Origin of the sequence: Streptomyces sp. NBC_00122, assembly GCF_045160845.1 — a bacterium.
Taxonomy (GTDB): domain Bacteria; phylum Actinomycetota; class Actinomycetes; order Streptomycetales; family Streptomycetaceae; genus Streptomyces.
On record NZ_CP108191.1, the window covers coordinates 4,770,537 to 4,788,029 of the forward strand.

Here is a 17,493-nt window from a genome sequence, read left to right on the forward strand (position 1 = left end):
GGTACGTGGCGTGTGTGGTGAGGAGACACTTTTGAGCCATCCGCATCCTGAACTCGGTCCGCCGCCGAAGCTGCCCAAGGGCGGCCTTCGGGTCACCCCTCTGGGTGGCCTCGGCGAGATCGGCCGCAACATGACCGTCTTCGAGTTCGACGGCCGCCTGCTGATCGTCGACTGCGGCGTCCTCTTCCCCGAGGAGGAGCAGCCGGGCATCGACCTGATCCTGCCGGACTTCACGTCCATCAGGGACCGTCTCGATGACATCGACGGCATCGTCCTCACGCACGGCCACGAAGACCACATCGGCGCAGTCCCCTACCTCCTCCGGGAGAAGCCGGACATCCCGCTGATCGGCTCCAAGCTGACGCTGGCCCTCATCGAGGCGAAGCTCCAGGAGCACCGCATCCGCCCCTACACCCTTGAGGTGAAGGAAGGCGAGCGGGAGAGCCTCGGTCCCTTCGACTGCGAGTTCATCGCCGTCAACCACTCCATCCCCGACGCCCTGGCCGTCGCGATCCGGACCCCCGCGGGCCTGGTCGTCGCCACCGGCGACTTCAAGATGGACCAGCTCCCGCTGGACAAGCGCCTCACCGACCTGCACGCTTTCGCGCGTCTGAGCGAAGAGGGCATCGACCTCCTCCTCTCCGACTCGACGAACGCCGAGGTCCCGGGCTTCGTCCCGCCCGAGCGCGAGATCTCCAACGTCCTGCGCACGGTCTTCGCGAACGCCCACAACCGGATCATCGTGGCCAGCTTCGCCAGCCACGTGCACCGGATCCAGCAGATCCTCGACGCCGCCCACGAGTACGGCCGCAGGGTCGCCTTCGTCGGCCGCTCGATGGTCCGCAACATGGGCATCGCCCGCGACCTGGGCTACCTGAAGGTGCCGCCGGGTCTCGTCGTGGACGTCAAGACCCTCGACGACCTGCCGCCGCACGAGGTCGTCCTCGTCTGCACGGGTTCCCAGGGCGAGCCGATGGCCGCGCTGTCCCGCATGGCCAACCGCGACCACCAGATCCGGATCGTCCCCGGCGACACCGTGATCCTGGCGTCGTCCCTGATCCCGGGCAACGAGAACGCGGTCTACCGCGTGATCAACGGCCTGACCCGCTGGGGCGCCAACGTCGTGCACAAGGGCAACGCCAAGGTGCACGTTTCCGGCCACGCCTCCGCGGGCGAACTGCTGTACTTCTACAACATCTGCAAGCCGCGGAACCTGATGCCGGTCCACGGCGAGTGGCGCCACTTGCGCGCCAACGCCGAGCTCGGTGCCCTGACGGGCGTCCCGAAGGACCGCATCGTCATCGCCGAGGACGGCGTGGTCGTCGACCTGATCGACGGCAAGGCCCGGATCTCCGGCAAGGTCCAGGCCGGCTACGTGTACGTGGACGGCCTCTCGGTCGGCGACGTCACCGAGGTCCACCTGAAGGACCGCCGGATCCTCGGCGACGAGGGCATCATCTCGGTCTACGTCGTGGTGGACAGCACGACGGGCAAGGTCGTCAGCGGCCCGAACATCCAGGCCCGTGGCTCCGGCATCGACGACTCGGCCTTCGGCCCGGTCGTCGTGAAGATCGAGGAGGCCATCGCCCGCGCCGCTTCCGACGGCGTGGCCGAGCCGCACCAGATCCAGCAGCTCATCCGCCGCACGATGGGCAAGTGGGTGTCGGACAGCTACCGCCGCCGCCCGATGATCCTCCCCGTCGTCGTCGAGGTCTGACCCTCGCCGTAGCGGCGTCACTGGAGCGGGGCAACCGGATTTGCATCCGGGGGCCCCGCTCCAGTACGTTTACGGCTCCACCTCGCACGGCGCCCGGGCACACATGTGTGTCCGGAACAGTCATGCTGGGATCCCTCCGGACGAAGTCCGGGGAGGGTGGGAATCGAGACTCAGGGAGACCTGATAAAGTCTGATCCACCCGAAAGGGAAAGGCCCCCCGAAGGCCATCGGAATTCCAATCCAAACCGGAAACGGCACGGAAATGAATCTGATAGAGTCGGAATCGCCGGAAAGGGAAAGCGCGAAAGCGTAGAACCTGGAAAGCACCGAGGAAGTCGGACACGAAAGAGTCTGATAGAGTCGGAAACGCAAGAACACAGAACGAAAGCCCGGAGGAAAGCCCGAGAGGGTGAGTACAAAGGAAGCGTCCGTTCCTTGAGAACTCAACAGCGTGCCAAAAATCAACGCCAGAAGTTGATACCCCGTCCACTTCGGTGGATGAGGTTCCTTTGAAAAAGACCTGTGAGGCTCCGGTTTCGGAGTGCTTGCAGGCAATAACACAGCGAGGACGTTGTGGCGCGTCGGTCATATTCCGATATGACGTGCCCGCTCTAAGTGATGTGTGCACCCGATTACGGGTAAACATTCATGGAGAGTTTGATCCTGGCTCAGGACGAACGCTGGCGGCGTGCTTAACACATGCAAGTCGAACGATGAAGCCCTTCGGGGTGGATTAGTGGCGAACGGGTGAGTAACACGTGGGCAATCTGCCCTTCACTCTGGGACAAGCCCTGGAAACGGGGTCTAATACCGGATACCACTCCTGCCTGCATGGGCGGGGGTTGAAAGCTCCGGCGGTGAAGGATGAGCCCGCGGCCTATCAGCTTGTTGGTGGGGTAATGGCCCACCAAGGCGACGACGGGTAGCCGGCCTGAGAGGGCGACCGGCCACACTGGGACTGAGACACGGCCCAGACTCCTACGGGAGGCAGCAGTGGGGAATATTGCACAATGGGCGAAAGCCTGATGCAGCGACGCCGCGTGAGGGATGACGGCCTTCGGGTTGTAAACCTCTTTCAGCAGGGAAGAAGCGAAAGTGACGGTACCTGCAGAAGAAGCGCCGGCTAACTACGTGCCAGCAGCCGCGGTAATACGTAGGGCGCAAGCGTTGTCCGGAATTATTGGGCGTAAAGAGCTCGTAGGCGGCTTGTCACGTCGGATGTGAAAGCCCGAGGCTTAACCTCGGGTCTGCATTCGATACGGGCTAGCTAGAGTGTGGTAGGGGAGATCGGAATTCCTGGTGTAGCGGTGAAATGCGCAGATATCAGGAGGAACACCGGTGGCGAAGGCGGATCTCTGGGCCATTACTGACGCTGAGGAGCGAAAGCGTGGGGAGCGAACAGGATTAGATACCCTGGTAGTCCACGCCGTAAACGTTGGGAACTAGGTGTTGGCGACATTCCACGTCGTCGGTGCCGCAGCTAACGCATTAAGTTCCCCGCCTGGGGAGTACGGCCGCAAGGCTAAAACTCAAAGGAATTGACGGGGGCCCGCACAAGCAGCGGAGCATGTGGCTTAATTCGACGCAACGCGAAGAACCTTACCAAGGCTTGACATATACCGGAAAGCATTAGAGATAGTGCCCCCCTTGTGGTCGGTATACAGGTGGTGCATGGCTGTCGTCAGCTCGTGTCGTGAGATGTTGGGTTAAGTCCCGCAACGAGCGCAACCCTTGTCCTGTGTTGCCAGCATGCCCTTCGGGGTGATGGGGACTCACAGGAGACCGCCGGGGTCAACTCGGAGGAAGGTGGGGACGACGTCAAGTCATCATGCCCCTTATGTCTTGGGCTGCACACGTGCTACAATGGCCGGTACAATGAGCTGCGATACCGTGAGGTGGAGCGAATCTCAAAAAGCCGGTCTCAGTTCGGATTGGGGTCTGCAACTCGACCCCATGAAGTCGGAGTTGCTAGTAATCGCAGATCAGCATTGCTGCGGTGAATACGTTCCCGGGCCTTGTACACACCGCCCGTCACGTCACGAAAGTCGGTAACACCCGAAGCCGGTGGCCCAACCCGTAAGGGAGGGAGCTGTCGAAGGTGGGACTGGCGATTGGGACGAAGTCGTAACAAGGTAGCCGTACCGGAAGGTGCGGCTGGATCACCTCCTTTCTAAGGAGCACAGTACCGATTGCAGACAAACGTTCTGCACGGTCAGCTCATGGGTGGAACGTTGATTAGTTGGCACGGTTCTTCGGATGGATCACGAGTACTGCTTCGGCGTGGAAAGTGACTCACTGATGAGGGATCGTGCCTGGCACGTTGTTGGGTCCTGAAGGTACGGCCGTAAGGTTGATCTTCAGTGCCGGCCCCAGTGAACTCGCCAGCTTGTCTGGTGGGGTGATGGGTGGCTGGTCGTTGTTTGAGAACTACACAGTGGACGCGAGCATCTGTGGCCAAGTTTTTAAGGGCGCACGGTGGATGCCTTGGCACCAGGAACCGATGAAGGACGTGAGAGGCCGCGATAGGCCCCGGGGAGCTGCCAACTGAGCTTTGATCCGGGGGTGTCCGAATGGGGAAACCCGGCAGTCGTCATGGGCTGTCACCCACTGCTGAACACATAGGCAGTGTGGAGGGAACGAGGGGAAGTGAAACATCTCAGTACCCTCAGGAAGAGAAAACAACCGTGATTCCGGGAGTAGTGGCGAGCGAAACCGGATGAGGCCAAACCGTATGCGTGTGATACCCGGCAGGGGTTGCGCATGCGGGGTTGTGGGAATGAGCTTGACCGGTCTGCCGGCCGGTCGGCGAGTCAGAAACCGTTGATGTAGTCGAAGGACATGCGAAAGGTCCGGCGTAGAGGGTAAGACCCCCGTAGACGAAACATCAGCGGCTTGCTTGCTCATCTCCCAAGTAGCACGGGGCCCGAGAAATCCCGTGTGAATCTGGCGGGACCACCCGCTAAGCCTAAATATTCCCTGGTGACCGATAGCGGATAGTACCGTGAGGGAATGGTGAAAAGTACCGCGGGAGCGGAGTGAAATAGTACCTGAAACCGTGTGCCTACAAGCCGTGGGAGCGTCGCCGTTGTTCTTCGGAACAACGGTCGTGACTGCGTGCCTTTTGAAGAATGAGCCTGCGAGTTAGCGGTGTGTAGCGAGGTTAACCCGTGTGGGGAAGCCGTAGCGAAAGCGAGTCCGAATAGGGCGATTGAGTTGCACGCTCTAGACCCGAAGCGGAGTGATCTAGCCATGGGCAGGTTGAAGCGGAGGTAAGACTTCGTGGAGGACCGAACCCACCAGGGTTGAAAACCTGGGGGATGACCTGTGGTTAGGGGTGAAAGGCCAATCAAACTCCGTGATAGCTGGTTCTCCCCGAAATGCATTTAGGTGCAGCGTCGTGTGTTTCTTGCCGGAGGTAGAGCACTGGATAGGCGATGGGCCCTACCGGGTTACTGACCTTAGCCAAACTCCGAATGCCGGTAAGTGAGAGCACGGCAGTGAGACTGTGGGGGATAAGCTCCATGGTCGAGAGGGAAACAGCCCAGAGCATCGACTAAGGCCCCTAAGCGTACGCTAAGTGGGAAAGGATGTGGAGTCGCAGAGACAACCAGGAGGTTGGCTTAGAAGCAGCCACCCTTGAAAGAGTGCGTAATAGCTCACTGGTCAAGTGATTCCGCGCCGACAATGTAGCGGGGCTCAAGCGTACCGCCGAAGTCGTGTCATTGCAGCAATAGGGCCAACGCCCGCTGTGATGGGTAGGGGAGCGTCGTGTGCCGGGTGAAGCAGCAGCGGAAGCTAGTTGTGGACGGTTCACGAGTGAGAATGCAGGCATGAGTAGCGATACACACGTGAGAAACGTGTGCGCCGATTGACTAAGGGTTCCTGGGTCAAGCTGATCTGCCCAGGGTAAGTCGGGACCTAAGGCGAGGCCGACAGGCGTAGTCGATGGACAACCGGTTGATATTCCGGTACCCGCTTTGAAACGCCCAATATCGAATCAGGCGATGCTAAGTCCGTGAAGCCGTTCCGGACCCTTCGGGGAAAGGAAAGTGGTGGAGCCGACGAACCAGACTTGTAGTAGGTAAGCGATGGGGTGACGCAGGAAGGTAGTCCAGCCCGGGCGGTGGTTGTCCCGGGGTAAGGGTGTAGGCCGAGGGGTAGGCAAATCCGTCCCTCATTAAGGCTGAGACCTGATGCCGAGCCGATTGTGGTGAAGTGGATGATCCTATGCTGTCGAGAAAAGCCTCTAGCGAGTTTCATGGCGGCCCGTACCCTAAACCGACTCAGGTGGTCAGGTAGAGAATACCGAGGCGTTCGGGTGAACTATGGTTAAGGAACTCGGCAAAATGCCCCCGTAACTTCGGGAGAAGGGGGGCCATCACTGGTGATCGGACTTGCTCCGTGAGCTGGGGGTGGCCGCAGAGACCAGCGAGAAGCGACTGTTTACTAAAAACACAGGTCCGTGCGAAGCCGTAAGGCGATGTATACGGACTGACGCCTGCCCGGTGCTGGAACGTTAAGGGGACCGGTTAGTGCACTTTCGGGTGTGCGAAGCTGAGAACTTAAGCGCCAGTAAACGGCGGTGGTAACTATAACCATCCTAAGGTAGCGAAATTCCTTGTCGGGTAAGTTCCGACCTGCACGAATGGCGTAACGACTTCTCGACTGTCTCAACCATAGGCCCGGTGAAATTGCACTACGAGTAAAGATGCTCGTTTCGCGCAGCAGGACGGAAAGACCCCGGGACCTTTACTACAGTTTGATATTGGTGTTCGGTTCGGCTTGTGTAGGATAGGTGGGAGACTTTGAAGCAGCCACGCCAGTGGTTGTGGAGTCGCCGTTGAAATACCACTCTGGTCGTGCTGGATGTCTAACCTCGGTCCGTGATCCGGATCAGGGACAGTGTCTGATGGGTAGTTTAACTGGGGCGGTTGCCTCCCAAAGGGTAACGGAGGCGCCCAAAGGTTCCCTCAGCCTGGTTGGCAATCAGGTGTTGAGTGTAAGTGCACAAGGGAGCTTGACTGTGAGACCGACGGGTCGAGCAGGGACGAAAGTCGGGACTAGTGATCCGGCGGTGGCTTGTGGAAGCGCCGTCGCTCAACGGATAAAAGGTACCCCGGGGATAACAGGCTGATCTTCCCCAAGAGTCCATATCGACGGGATGGTTTGGCACCTCGATGTCGGCTCGTCGCATCCTGGGGCTGGAGTCGGTCCCAAGGGTTGGGCTGTTCGCCCATTAAAGCGGTACGCGAGCTGGGTTTAGAACGTCGTGAGACAGTTCGGTCCCTATCCGCTGTGCGCGTAGGAATATTGAGAAGGGCTGTCCCTAGTACGAGAGGACCGGGACGGACGAACCTCTGGTGTGCCAGTTGTCCTGCCAAGGGCATGGCTGGTTGGCTACGTTCGGGAGGGATAACCGCTGAAAGCATCTAAGCGGGAAGCCTGCTTCAAGATGAGTATTCCCACCTCCTTGAGAGGGTAAGGCTCCCAGTAGACGACTGGGTTGATAGGCCAGATGTGGAAGCCCGGTAACGGGTGAAGCTGACTGGTACTAATAGGCCGAGGGCTTGTCCTCAGTTGCTCGCGTCCACTGTGTTAGTTCTGAAATAACGAACGGCTGTGAAAACACCAGCGTTCAAATTTCATAGTGTTTCGGTGGTCATAGCGTTAGGGAAACGCCCGGTTACATTCCGAACCCGGAAGCTAAGCCTTTCAGCGCCGATGGTACTGCAGGGGGGACCCTGTGGGAGAGTAGGACGCCGCCGAACAACCCGCCCTTTTAGCTCAGTCGGTAGAGCGTCTCCATGGTAAGGAGAAGGTCAACGGTTCGATTCCGTTAAAGGGCTCCAACAAAAAAGGCCCCCGCCAATAGGCGGGGGCCTTTTTGCGTTTACGGGCTTCCTTCATCGCAGCTGGCCGGCCGCCGCGTCGATGAACGCGCGCACAGCCTGCTCGAACTCGGACTCGATCGCGATGACCGCCTGCCGGTCTTCCGCATGGGTGATCTCACCGACCTTGGCGAATACGGCTTCCACTAGTCGGCGCAGCTGGGGATCGTCGGCCACGAGCTGGATACGGAACGCGGCGGTTTCGGCCGCGGCTCCCAGGCGGTCGCTCTCCAGGAAAGCCGCCAGCAGCGCCTCTTCGTCCCGTGGGGAGCGCCGTTGGCGGAACCATAGGGTGATCTTCGCGCGTTTGAGGTCCGTGACCGCCGCCGCGTAGCCGCTGTACGCGGCGAGGCGCTCCTGGCGCAGTCTTTCCCGGCGGGCCACGGCCTCGGTCCGTTCGGCCGTGCGGCGCTGGAAGAGGTAGGTGCTCAGAGATCCGATCAAGGTGCCGGCGACGGCCACCACACTCGTCAAGACTGTGTCCACGGTGGTGAGTTGAGCACATCGCGACCACCCGGGGCCAGAGACTAGTCGCCTTCGCGCTGGTGCGGGACGCGGAAGGCGAGGATCGCCATGTCGTCCGAGGCCGGTTCCGCCGCGAACCGTTCCACCGCGCGCAGGACGCGGGAGGCGACCGCGCCCGCAGTGAGGCCCGTGCACGTGGTGAGGACCTCCGCGAGGCCGTCGTCGCCGAGCATGCGGGTGCCCTCGCGGCGCTCGGTCACGCCGTCCGTGACGCAGAGCAGCACGTCGCCCGGGTCCAGGGTGAGCGTCTGCTCGTAGAGGTCCAGGTCGTCGATCACGCCCAGCAGGGGCTGCGGCTCCGCGGCCGCGCTGACGTCGCCGTTCGGGCGCAGGCGCAGCGGGAGCGGGTGGCCGGCGCAGACGACCTTCATGAGGGCGCCTCCGTCGGGCTGGGGGTGGAGTTCTCCGTAGAGGAGGGTGAGGAAGCGGCTGCGGGCGCCCTCGTCGAGGATGGCCGCGTTGAGCCGCTCCAGGACCGCCGGGCCGCCGAGGCCCTCGCGGGCCAGGAGGCGCAGCGCGTGGCGGGCCAGGCCGGTGACGGCGGCCGCCTCGGGGCCCGTACCGCAGACGTCGCCGATGGCGAAGCCGTACGCGCCGTCGCGGATCGGGAAGACGTCGTAGAAGTCGCCGCCCACCTCGTTGCCCTCGCCGGCCGCGCGGTAGATGACCTCGACCTCCATGCCGGGGATCGCGGGGGAGCCGGGCGGGAGCAGGCTGCGCTGGAGGGAGCGGCTGATGGCCGTGCGCTCGGAGTAGAGGCGGGCGTTGTCGAGTGCGAGGGCGGCCCGGCGGGAGAGGTCCTCGGCGAGTTCGAGGATCTCCTGGCGGAAGTGCTCCTCGCTGGGCTTGCCGAGGGTGAGCATGCCGATCACGCGGTTGCGGGCGAGGAGGGGAAGGACCACCGTCTCGCCGCCGACCGCGAGAGCCGTTTCCGGCCACGGGCGGGCGCCGGCCTCGCGGACCGGTTCGGGCGGGCTGACCCGGGAGAGCAGGTCCTTGAGGCCGTCGATGCGCTCCTCGTCCTCGTGGAGGACGTAGGAGAGGTACGGGTCCGAGGACTGGTCGGCGATGGTGTAGACGGCGCACCAGGTGGCGAGGGTGGGGACGGTCATCTGGGCCATGAGGGCCAGGGTCTGGTCCCGGTCCAGGGTGCCGGCCAGCAGGTCGGAGGCCTCGACGAGGAAGGAGAGGGAGCCGCGGCGCAGGCGTTCCAGCTCGCCGAGGCGGGCGGACTCGACGGCGAGGGCGATGCGGTCGGCGGCGAACTGGAGGCGCAGGGCCTGTTCGTTGGAGTAGCGGCCGGGGACCTCGGCGGCGACGCCGAGGGAACCGGTGAGCCGGCCTTCGACCTTGAGGGGGACGGTGACCACGGAGCGCATGCCGGTGGACTCCAGGAGCGGGACGGCTCCGGGGACGGCGGTGAGGTCGTCGTGGACGGCGGGCATGCGGGCGGAGCCGTACCGGTTGGTGCCGGCCTCGACGGGGACGCGGGCGAAGCGCTGGCGGGTGGAGGGCAGGCCGGTGGTCGCGCGGACCTCCAGCTCGGTCTCGTCGTCGGTGGCCAGCAGCAGGAAGGCGGCGTCGGCGTCGAGCAGGTCGCGGGCCCGTTCGACCGTGCGCTGGAGGAGGCCGTCGAGGTCGTCGGGGGCGGGGGAGCCGATGAAGACCTCGAAGGGGTCCGTCGGGCGGGGCTCGGTGAGCTGGCCGCCGTCGGCCGGGACCCGTACCGGGGTCTGGAGCAGGGCGCGCTCGTCGTCGTGGACGAGCAGGCAGACGATCGAGGGCTCGCCATGGGCATCGCGTACCCGCAGGTGTGAGGCGTAAACGGGGATCACCCGGCCGTCGGCGCCGCGGATCCCGTAGCTGCCCTCCCAGCGGGACAGGCGCAGGGCCTCGGCGATGCCGGTGCCGGTGCCGGGGGTCTGGGGCCAGGCGGCGAGCTCGGCGAGCGGGCGGCCGACGGCCTTCTCGGCGGGGTAGCCGAAGATGTGCTCGGCGTCCTCGTTCCAGGCGGAGACGGCGTCGGCGGAGTCGACCTGGAGGACGGCGACGCGGACCCGGTTGTCGGCGAGGGGGAGCAGCTGGTCGGGGACGACGGGCCCCGCGGACCGGGTACCGACCGGCCGGTCCGGGAGGTCGAGGCGGAACCACACGTGTTTGTGGGTGGCGGTGTACTCGACGCCCCAGCGGGTGGCGAGGGCGGCGCAGAGCATCAGGCCGCGGCCGCTCTCGCGGTCGGGGTCGGCGTACGGGCGCTCGCCGGGGTGCTGGAGGGGCAGCTCGCGCTCCGGGTACCGGTCGGCGACCTCGACCCGCACGCCGTCGTCGGTGCGCAGGCACAGGACCTCGGCCCGGGTTCCGGCGTGGACCACGGCATTGGTGACGAGCTCGCTGGTGAGTACCACCGCGTCGTCGACGATGTCCGCGAAGCCCCATCCCTGCAGGGTGTCGCGGACGAACGTGCGGGCAGCGGCGACCGAGCGCCCGAGGGGGTCGAAGCTGGCAGCCGCCCGTGCCGTGATCACGATTCTCCTTCGACGCGGTTGGACAACGGGTGCCAGGTTACTTACCTTCGCGGTCGGCATGGTGCCGTCGTCTGGGAATCCACCCGCAGGGTACGGCCGGTGTGCGATGGTGCCGAAGTGTTATGGCCTGGTTCGGCCAGGGTGAAACACTGGGCAGGCTTGAAGAGCCGGGCAGGACAGTCAACACCCGGTGGAACAGCGGTCGACCCTTTCGGGAGGGACACGGTGGAGTCTGGCGCAGCGGTGCGGCGTACGGGAACGCGGCCGAAGGGCGGGCGGTCCCGGCGAGGCGGCACGACGGAGGTCGATACCGCCGCTCTGAACCGGCTGCTCACGGCCCTGGTGTCGATGCGGGACGGGAACTTCCGCAAGCGGCTGACGGTGTCCGGCGAGGGCGTGATGGCGGAGATCGCCGCCGTCTACAACGAGGTCGCCGACCGCAATCTGCACCTGACCGGGGAGCTGTCCCGCGTACGGCGGATGGTGGGCCGCGAGGGCAAGCTGAGCGAACGGCTTGAAACAGGTGCCTGTGAGGGCTCCTGGGCGGCCGCCATCGACGCCTCGAACCAGCTGGTGGATGATCTCGCCCGGCCGGTGTCCGAGGTGGGCCGGGTGCTGTCGGCGGTGGCCGAGGGCGATCTGGACCAGCGGATGGACCTGCGGACGCAGACCGCGGAGGGGACCGGGCAGCCGCTGCGCGGCGAGTTCCTGAAGGTCGGCCGTACGGTCAACAACCTGGTCGACCAGCTGTCCGCGTTTACCGACGAGGTGACGCGCGTGGCGCTGGAGGTGGGTACCGAGGGCAAGCTCGGCGGCCAGGCCCAGGTGCGCGGAATGTCCGGATCCTGGAAGGATCTGACCGACTCCGTCAACACGATGGCGTACCGGCTCACCGCTCAGGTGCGTGATATTGCCCTCGTCACGACGGCGGTGGCGAAGGGCGACCTGTCGCGCAAGGTCACGGTGCACGTGGCCGGCGAGATGCTCCAGCTGAAGAACACCGTGAACACCATGGTGGACCAGCTGTCCTCGTTCTCCTCCGAGGTGACCCGGGTCGCCCGCGAGGTGGGTACGGAGGGCGAGCTGGGCGGCCAGGCGAAGGTGCCCGGGGTCGCGGGTGTGTGGAAGGACCTGACCGACTCCGTCAACACCATGGCCGGCAACCTGACGGCCCAGGTGCGTGGGATCGCGCAGGTGACGACGGCGGTCGCGAACGGCGATCTGTCGCAGAAGGTACGGGTGAGCGCGCGCGGCGAGGTGGCGCAGCTGGCCGAAACGATCAATCAGATGACCGAGACGCTGCGGACCTTCGCGGACGAGGTCACGCGTGTGGCCAGCGAGGTCGGGGCGAAGGGTCTGCTCGGCGGTCAGGCGCAGGTGCCGGGCGCCGCGGGGACGTGGAAGGACCTCACCGATTCGGTGAACACGGTCTTCCGCAACCTCACCACGCAGGTGCGGGACATCGCGCAGGTGACGACGGCGGTGGCCAACGGCGACCTGTCGCAGAAGGTCACCGTCGACGTGGCCGGCGAGATGCTGGAGCTGAAGAACACCGTCAACACGATGGTGGACCAGCTCCAGTCCTTCGGTGCGGAAGTGACGCGTGTGGCCCGTGAGGTCGGCGTCGAGGGTGAACTGGGCGGTCAGGCGCAGGTGCCGGGCGCCGCGGGGACGTGGAAGGACCTCACCGATTCGGTGAACACCGCCTTCCGCAACCTCACCGGCCAGGTCCGCAACATCGCGCAGGTGACGACGGCGGTGGCCAACGGCGACCTGTCGCAGAAGGTCACCGTCGACGTCTCGGGCGAGATGCTCCAGCTGAAGAACACCGTGAACACGATGGTGGACCAGCTGTCGTCCTTCGCCGACCAGGTCACGCGGATGGCCCGGGACGTGGGTACGGAGGGCCGGCTCGGCGGCCAGGCCCGGGTGGAGGGGGTGTCCGGCACCTGGAAGGAGCTCACCGACTCCGTCAACTTCATGGCCGGGAACCTGACGTCCCAGGTGCGCCAGATCGCCCAGGTGACCACGGCGGTGGCCCGTGGTGACCTGTCGCAGAAGATCGACGTGGACGCGCGGGGCGAGATCCTGGAGCTGAAGAACACCATCAACACGATGGTCGACCAGCTCTCGGCGTTCGCGGAGCAGGTGACGCGGGTCGCCCGGGACGTGGGTACGGAAGGCCGGCTCGGCGGTCAGGCGCAGGTGCCGGGCGTGGCGGGTGTGTGGCGGGATCTGACGGATTCCGTGAACGGCATGGCCGGGAACCTGACTTCGCAGGTGCGCAACATCGCGCAGGTCGCCACGGCGGTGGCGCGCGGTGACCTGTCGCAGAAGATCGACGTGGACGCGCGGGGCGAGATCCTGGAGTTGAAGAACACCCTCAACACGATGGTCGACCAGCTCTCGAACTTCGCGGAGCAGGTGACGCGGGTCGCCCGTGAGGTGGGTACCGAGGGCATCCTGGGCGGTCAGGCTGAGGTGAAGGGTGTCTCCGGCACCTGGAAGGACCTCACCCAGTCCGTCAACTTCATGGCGAACAACCTGACGTCGCAGGTGCGCAACATCGCCGAGGTGACCACCGCGGTCGCGATGGGCGACCTCTCCAAGAAGATCACCGTCGACGCGAAGGGCGAGATCCTCGAACTCGTCACGACCGTGAACACGATGGTGGACCAGCTGTCGTCGTTCGCGGAGCAGGTGACGCGAGTGGCCCGTGAGGTGGGCTCCGAGGGCATTCTGGGCGGTCAGGCCCGAGTGCGCGGGGTGACGGGCATCTGGAAGGACCTGACCGACAACGTCAACCTGATGGCCAACAACCTGACGTCGCAGGTGCGCAACATCTCCCAGGTCTCGGCGGCGGTCGCCAACGGTGACCTGACGAAGAAGGTCACCGTCGAGGCGCGCGGCGAGGTCGCGCAGCTCGCCGACACCGTCAACACGATGGTGAAGACCCTGTCGTCGTTCGCCGACGAGGTCACGCGCGTGGCCCGCGAGGTGGGTACGGAGGGCCGGCTCGGCGGCCAGGCGCACGTGCCGGGTGTCTCGGGGACGTGGAAGGACCTCACCGACTCGGTGAACTTCATGGCCTCGAACCTCACAGGCCAGGTGCGGCAGATCGCCATGGTCACGACCGCCATCGCCAAGGGCGACATGACCAAGAAGATCGACATCGATGCCCGGGGCGAGATCCTGGAGCTGAAGACCACCATCAACACGATGGTCGACCAGCTGTCCTCCTTCGCCGACCAGGTGACGCGTGTGGCGCGCGAGGTGGGCACGGAGGGCATCCTGGGCGGCCAGGCCCGCGTCCGGGACGTGGACGGCACCTGGCGGGACCTGACGGAGTCCGTGAACGAGATGGCCGGGAACCTCACCCGGCAGGTGCGCGCGATCGCGGCCGTGGCCACCGCGGTGACCCGCGGCGACCTGAGCCTGAAGGTCGACGTGGACGCGGCGGGCGAGATCCAGGTCCTCCAGGACAACATCAACACGATGATCGTCAACCTGCGCGACACCACCTTGGCCAACAAGGAGCAGGACTGGCTCAAGGGCAACCTGGCCCGGATCTCCGCGCTGATGCAGGGCCGCCGGGAGCTCGACGACGTGGCCTCGCTGATCATGAGCGAGCTCACTCCGGTGGTCTCGGCGCAGCACGGCGCGTTCTTCCTGGCCCTGCCGGCCGGCGGCACCAACGAGATCGGGACGGAGGGCGGCGCGGACGGCTCGTACGAGCTGCGGATGCGCGGGAGTTACGCGTATGCGGGAGGCCAGGTGCCCACCTCCTTCCGGCCCGGGGAGGGGCTGATCGGGACCGTCGCCGAGGAGAAGCGGACGATCCTCGTCGAGAACACCCCGCCCGGCTACCTGAAGATCTCCTCCGGGCTCGGTGAGGCGCCGCCCGCGCACGTGATCGTGCTGCCGGTGCTCTTCGAGGGGAAGGTGCTCGGCGTCATCGAGCTGGCGTCGTTCACGCCCTTCACGCAGATCCAGAAGGACTTCCTCAGCCAGATCGCCGAGATGATCGGTACGAGCGTCAACACCATCAGCGTCAACTCCAAGACGGAGATGCTGCTGAAGCAGTCGCAGGAGATGACCGAGCAGCTGCGCGAGCGTTCCGACGAGCTGGAGAACCGGCAGAAGGCCCTGCAGGCCGCCAACGCGGAGCTGGAGGAGAAGGCCGAGCTGCTGGCGCAGCAGAACCGGGACATCGAGGTGAAGAACACCGAGATCGAGGAGGCCCGGCAGGTCCTGGAGGAGCGTGCCGAGCAGCTCGCGGTCTCGATGCGCTACAAGTCCGAGTTCCTGGCGAACATGTCGCACGAGCTGAGGACCCCGCTCAACTCGCTGCTGATCCTGGCCAAGCTGCTCGCCGACAACGCGGACGAGAACCTCTCGCCGAAGCAGGTGGAGTTCGCGGAGACCATTCACGGGGCGGGTTCGGACCTGCTCCAGCTGATCAACGACATCCTGGACCTGTCGAAGGTCGAGGCCGGGAAGATGGACGTCTCGCCGACCCGGATCGCGCTGGTCCAGCTCGTGGACTACGTGGAGGCGACCTTCCGGCCGCTGACCGCGGAGAAGGGGCTCGACTTCTCGGTGCGCGTCTCCCCGGAGCTGCCGGCCACCTTGCACACGGACGAGCAGCGCCTCCTGCAGGTGCTGCGCAACCTGCTGTCGAACGCGGTGAAGTTCACCGACAGCGGGGCGGTGGAGCTGGTGATCCGGCCGGCCGGGGCCGATGTGCCGGCGGCGATCCGCGAGCAGCTGCTGGAGGCCGGTTCGCTGCGGGAGGCCGACGCGGACCTGATCGCCTTCTCGGTGACCGACACGGGGATCGGGATCGCGGCGAGCAAGATGCTGGTGATCTTCGAGGCGTTCAAGCAGGCCGACGGGACGACCAGCCGCAAGTACGGGGGCACGGGCCTGGGCCTGTCCATCAGCCGGGAGATCGCCCGGCTGCTGGGCGGGGAGATCCACGCGGCCAGCGAGCCGGGCCGCGGGTCCACCTTCACGCTGTACCTGCCGCTGCACCCGAGCGAGCTGCCCCCGCAGGGGTACGCGCCGCCCACGCCCGGCGGTGGCCGCGCGGAGCTGTACCGCAGGCCGGCCCAGGACGCGAGGCCCGCGCTGCCGGCGGCTCCGGTGGCGCCCGTACCGACGGCTCCGGCGCCCGCTCAGCCCGTGCGCGCGGAGCGGGCGGCCCTGCCGGGCTCCGAGCAGGCCGGGCAGGGTCAGGGCGGCGCCGCGCTGTTCCGGCGGCGGCGCAAGTCGCTGAGCGACCTGGAGCCCCGTACGGCGGTGCCGGGGCAGCCGGGCGCGGTGGGGGCCCAGGACGCCTGGGGCAACCCGGAGGCAGAGCTTCCGGCCGCGCCCCGGACGTACGACTTCCACGGCGAGAAGGTGCTCATCGTGGACGACGACGTACGCAACGTCTTCGCGCTGACCAGCGTGCTGGAGCAGCACGGGCTGGCCGTGCTGTACGCGGAGAACGGCCGGGAGGGCATCGAGGTCCTGGAGCAGCACGACGACGTGACGGTCGTGCTGATGGACATCATGATGCCGGAGATGGACGGCTACGCGACGACCTCGGCGATCCGGCGGATGCCGCAGTTCGCGGGGCTGCCGATCATCGCGCTGACGGCGAAGGCGATGAAGGGGGACCGGGAGAAGGCGATCGACTCCGGTGCTTCCGACTACGTCACCAAGCCGGTCGACCCCGACTATCTGCTGTCGGTCATGGAACAGTGGATGCGTGGGAAGTGATCACCGGGTGAGTGAACCGACGCCGACAGCTGGCTGACCGTGCCCGACGCGGTGTGGGAGGGTGGCAGACGGGGAACCTTCGGCTCTTCCACCACGTTTGTGCTTCGTGCACAGTGACATCTTGGTGACAGGGTGTGGCGATCTCGGGACTGGGGCTACGATGACCGGCACAAGGACGGACGGCGCAAGGATGCCGTCCTCTGGGGCGGGGCCCGGCGTACAGGCCGGAGTCTGGAGCCGGGGAGGCCCCATGCCGGGGCGAGGAGGACAGGGCATGGTGCAGAAGGCCAAGATCCTCCTGGTCGACGACCGGCCGGAGAATCTGCTGGCGCTGGAGGCCATCCTCTCCGCGCTCGATCAGACACTGGTCCGGGCGTCGTCAGGGGAGGAAGCGCTCAAGGCGCTGCTGACGGACGATTTCGCGGTCATCCTGCTGGATGTGCAGATGCCGGGAATGGACGGATTCGAGACCGCCGCGCACATCAAGCGGCGGGAGCGGACCCGGGACATCCCGATCATCTTCCTGACCGCGATCAACCACGGTCCGCACCACACCTTCCGCGGCTACGCGGCGGGCGCGGTGGACTACATCTCCAAGCCTTTCGACCCGTGGGTGCTGCGGGCCAAGGTCTCGGTCTTCGTGGAGCTGTACACGAAGAACTGCCAGCTGCGGGAGCAGGCGGCCCTGCTGCGGCTCCAGTTGGAGGGCGGCGGTCCGACCGGTGTGGACGGCAGCAGGGAGACGGCCGGTCTGCTGGCCGAGCTCTCCGCGCGGCTCGCGGCGGTCGAGGAGCAGGCCGAGGCGCTGACCAAGCAGCTCGGCGAGGACTCGGCCGAGGCGGCGGTGGTGGCGACCGCGGCCCATCTGGAGCGCAAACTGACCGGACTGCGGCGGGCGCTCGACGCGCTGGAGCCCGGGACCGGCGGGGGAGCGCCCGTACTGCCGCTGCAGGGCTGAGCGGCAAGCGGTCTGGTGGTGCGTCAGGTCTGGTGGTGCGTCAAAGCGGCCACGGGACGGGCGACACGAACGGGTGAAGGGGTGGGCACGCGCGTCCACCGGCGCGGACACCGG

The 17,493-nt window shown here is 65.6% G+C and carries 5 protein-coding genes, 1 tRNA gene and 3 rRNA genes; 7 read left to right on the plus strand and 2 right to left on the minus strand.

All coding sequences use genetic code 11. The features are described 5' to 3' along the window. Positions 1-31 precede the first annotated feature (31 nt). The 5 genes from OG737_RS22720 to OG737_RS22740 all read left to right on the plus strand — a co-directional run bounded on the left by OG737_RS22720 (position 32) and on the right by OG737_RS22740 (position 7,566). The gene (locus tag OG737_RS22720; RefSeq protein WP_328927965.1) at positions 32-1,717 is read left to right on the plus strand and encodes a ribonuclease J; all 1,686 of its coding nucleotides are present in this window, start codon (positions 32-34) and stop codon (positions 1,715-1,717) included. A 645-nt stretch (positions 1,718-2,362) separates the two neighbouring features. Continuing rightward, a 16S ribosomal RNA gene (locus tag OG737_RS22725) occupies positions 2,363-3,887 on the plus strand. A 282-nt stretch (positions 3,888-4,169) separates the two neighbouring features. Further along, a 23S ribosomal RNA gene (locus tag OG737_RS22730) occupies positions 4,170-7,292 on the plus strand. Between the two features lie 76 nt (positions 7,293-7,368). Continuing rightward, positions 7,369-7,485: ribosomal RNA gene (gene rrf, locus OG737_RS22735) — 5S ribosomal RNA — on the plus strand. The 16S, 23S and 5S rRNA genes sit together here with 1 tRNA gene alongside, the layout of an rRNA operon. Before the next feature lie 5 nt (positions 7,486-7,490). Then, a tRNA-Thr gene (locus OG737_RS22740) sits at positions 7,491-7,566 on the plus strand. Between the two features lie 54 nt (positions 7,567-7,620). Here OG737_RS22740 and OG737_RS22745 read toward each other — a convergent pair. Both OG737_RS22745 and OG737_RS22750 read right to left on the minus strand, forming a co-directional pair. After that, positions 7,621-8,091: a hypothetical protein gene (locus OG737_RS22745; protein WP_328927966.1), complete on the minus strand. Its 471-nt coding sequence runs from the start codon at positions 8,089-8,091 to the stop codon at positions 7,621-7,623. Positions 8,092-8,132: 41 nt separating this feature from the next. After that, the gene (locus OG737_RS22750; protein ID WP_328927967.1) at positions 8,133-10,715 is read right to left on the minus strand and encodes a SpoIIE family protein phosphatase; all 2,583 of its coding nucleotides are present in this window, start codon (positions 10,713-10,715) and stop codon (positions 8,133-8,135) included. 165 nt (positions 10,716-10,880) lie between these two features. On the opposite strand from OG737_RS22750, the gene OG737_RS22755 reads away from it, so the two are divergent. Both OG737_RS22755 and OG737_RS22760 read left to right on the plus strand, forming a co-directional pair. After that, positions 10,881-16,421 carry a HAMP domain-containing protein gene (locus tag OG737_RS22755; RefSeq protein ID WP_328927968.1) on the plus strand — a complete coding sequence of 1,847 codons (5,541 nt, stop codon included), beginning with the start codon at positions 10,881-10,883 and terminating at the stop codon, positions 16,419-16,421. 274 nt (positions 16,422-16,695) lie between these two features. Beyond that, positions 16,696-17,379 (plus strand): response regulator, encoded by a 684-nt coding sequence (locus OG737_RS22760; RefSeq protein ID WP_328927969.1) that lies wholly within the window; start codon positions 16,696-16,698, stop codon positions 17,377-17,379. Positions 17,380-17,493: the final 114 nt, after the last annotated feature.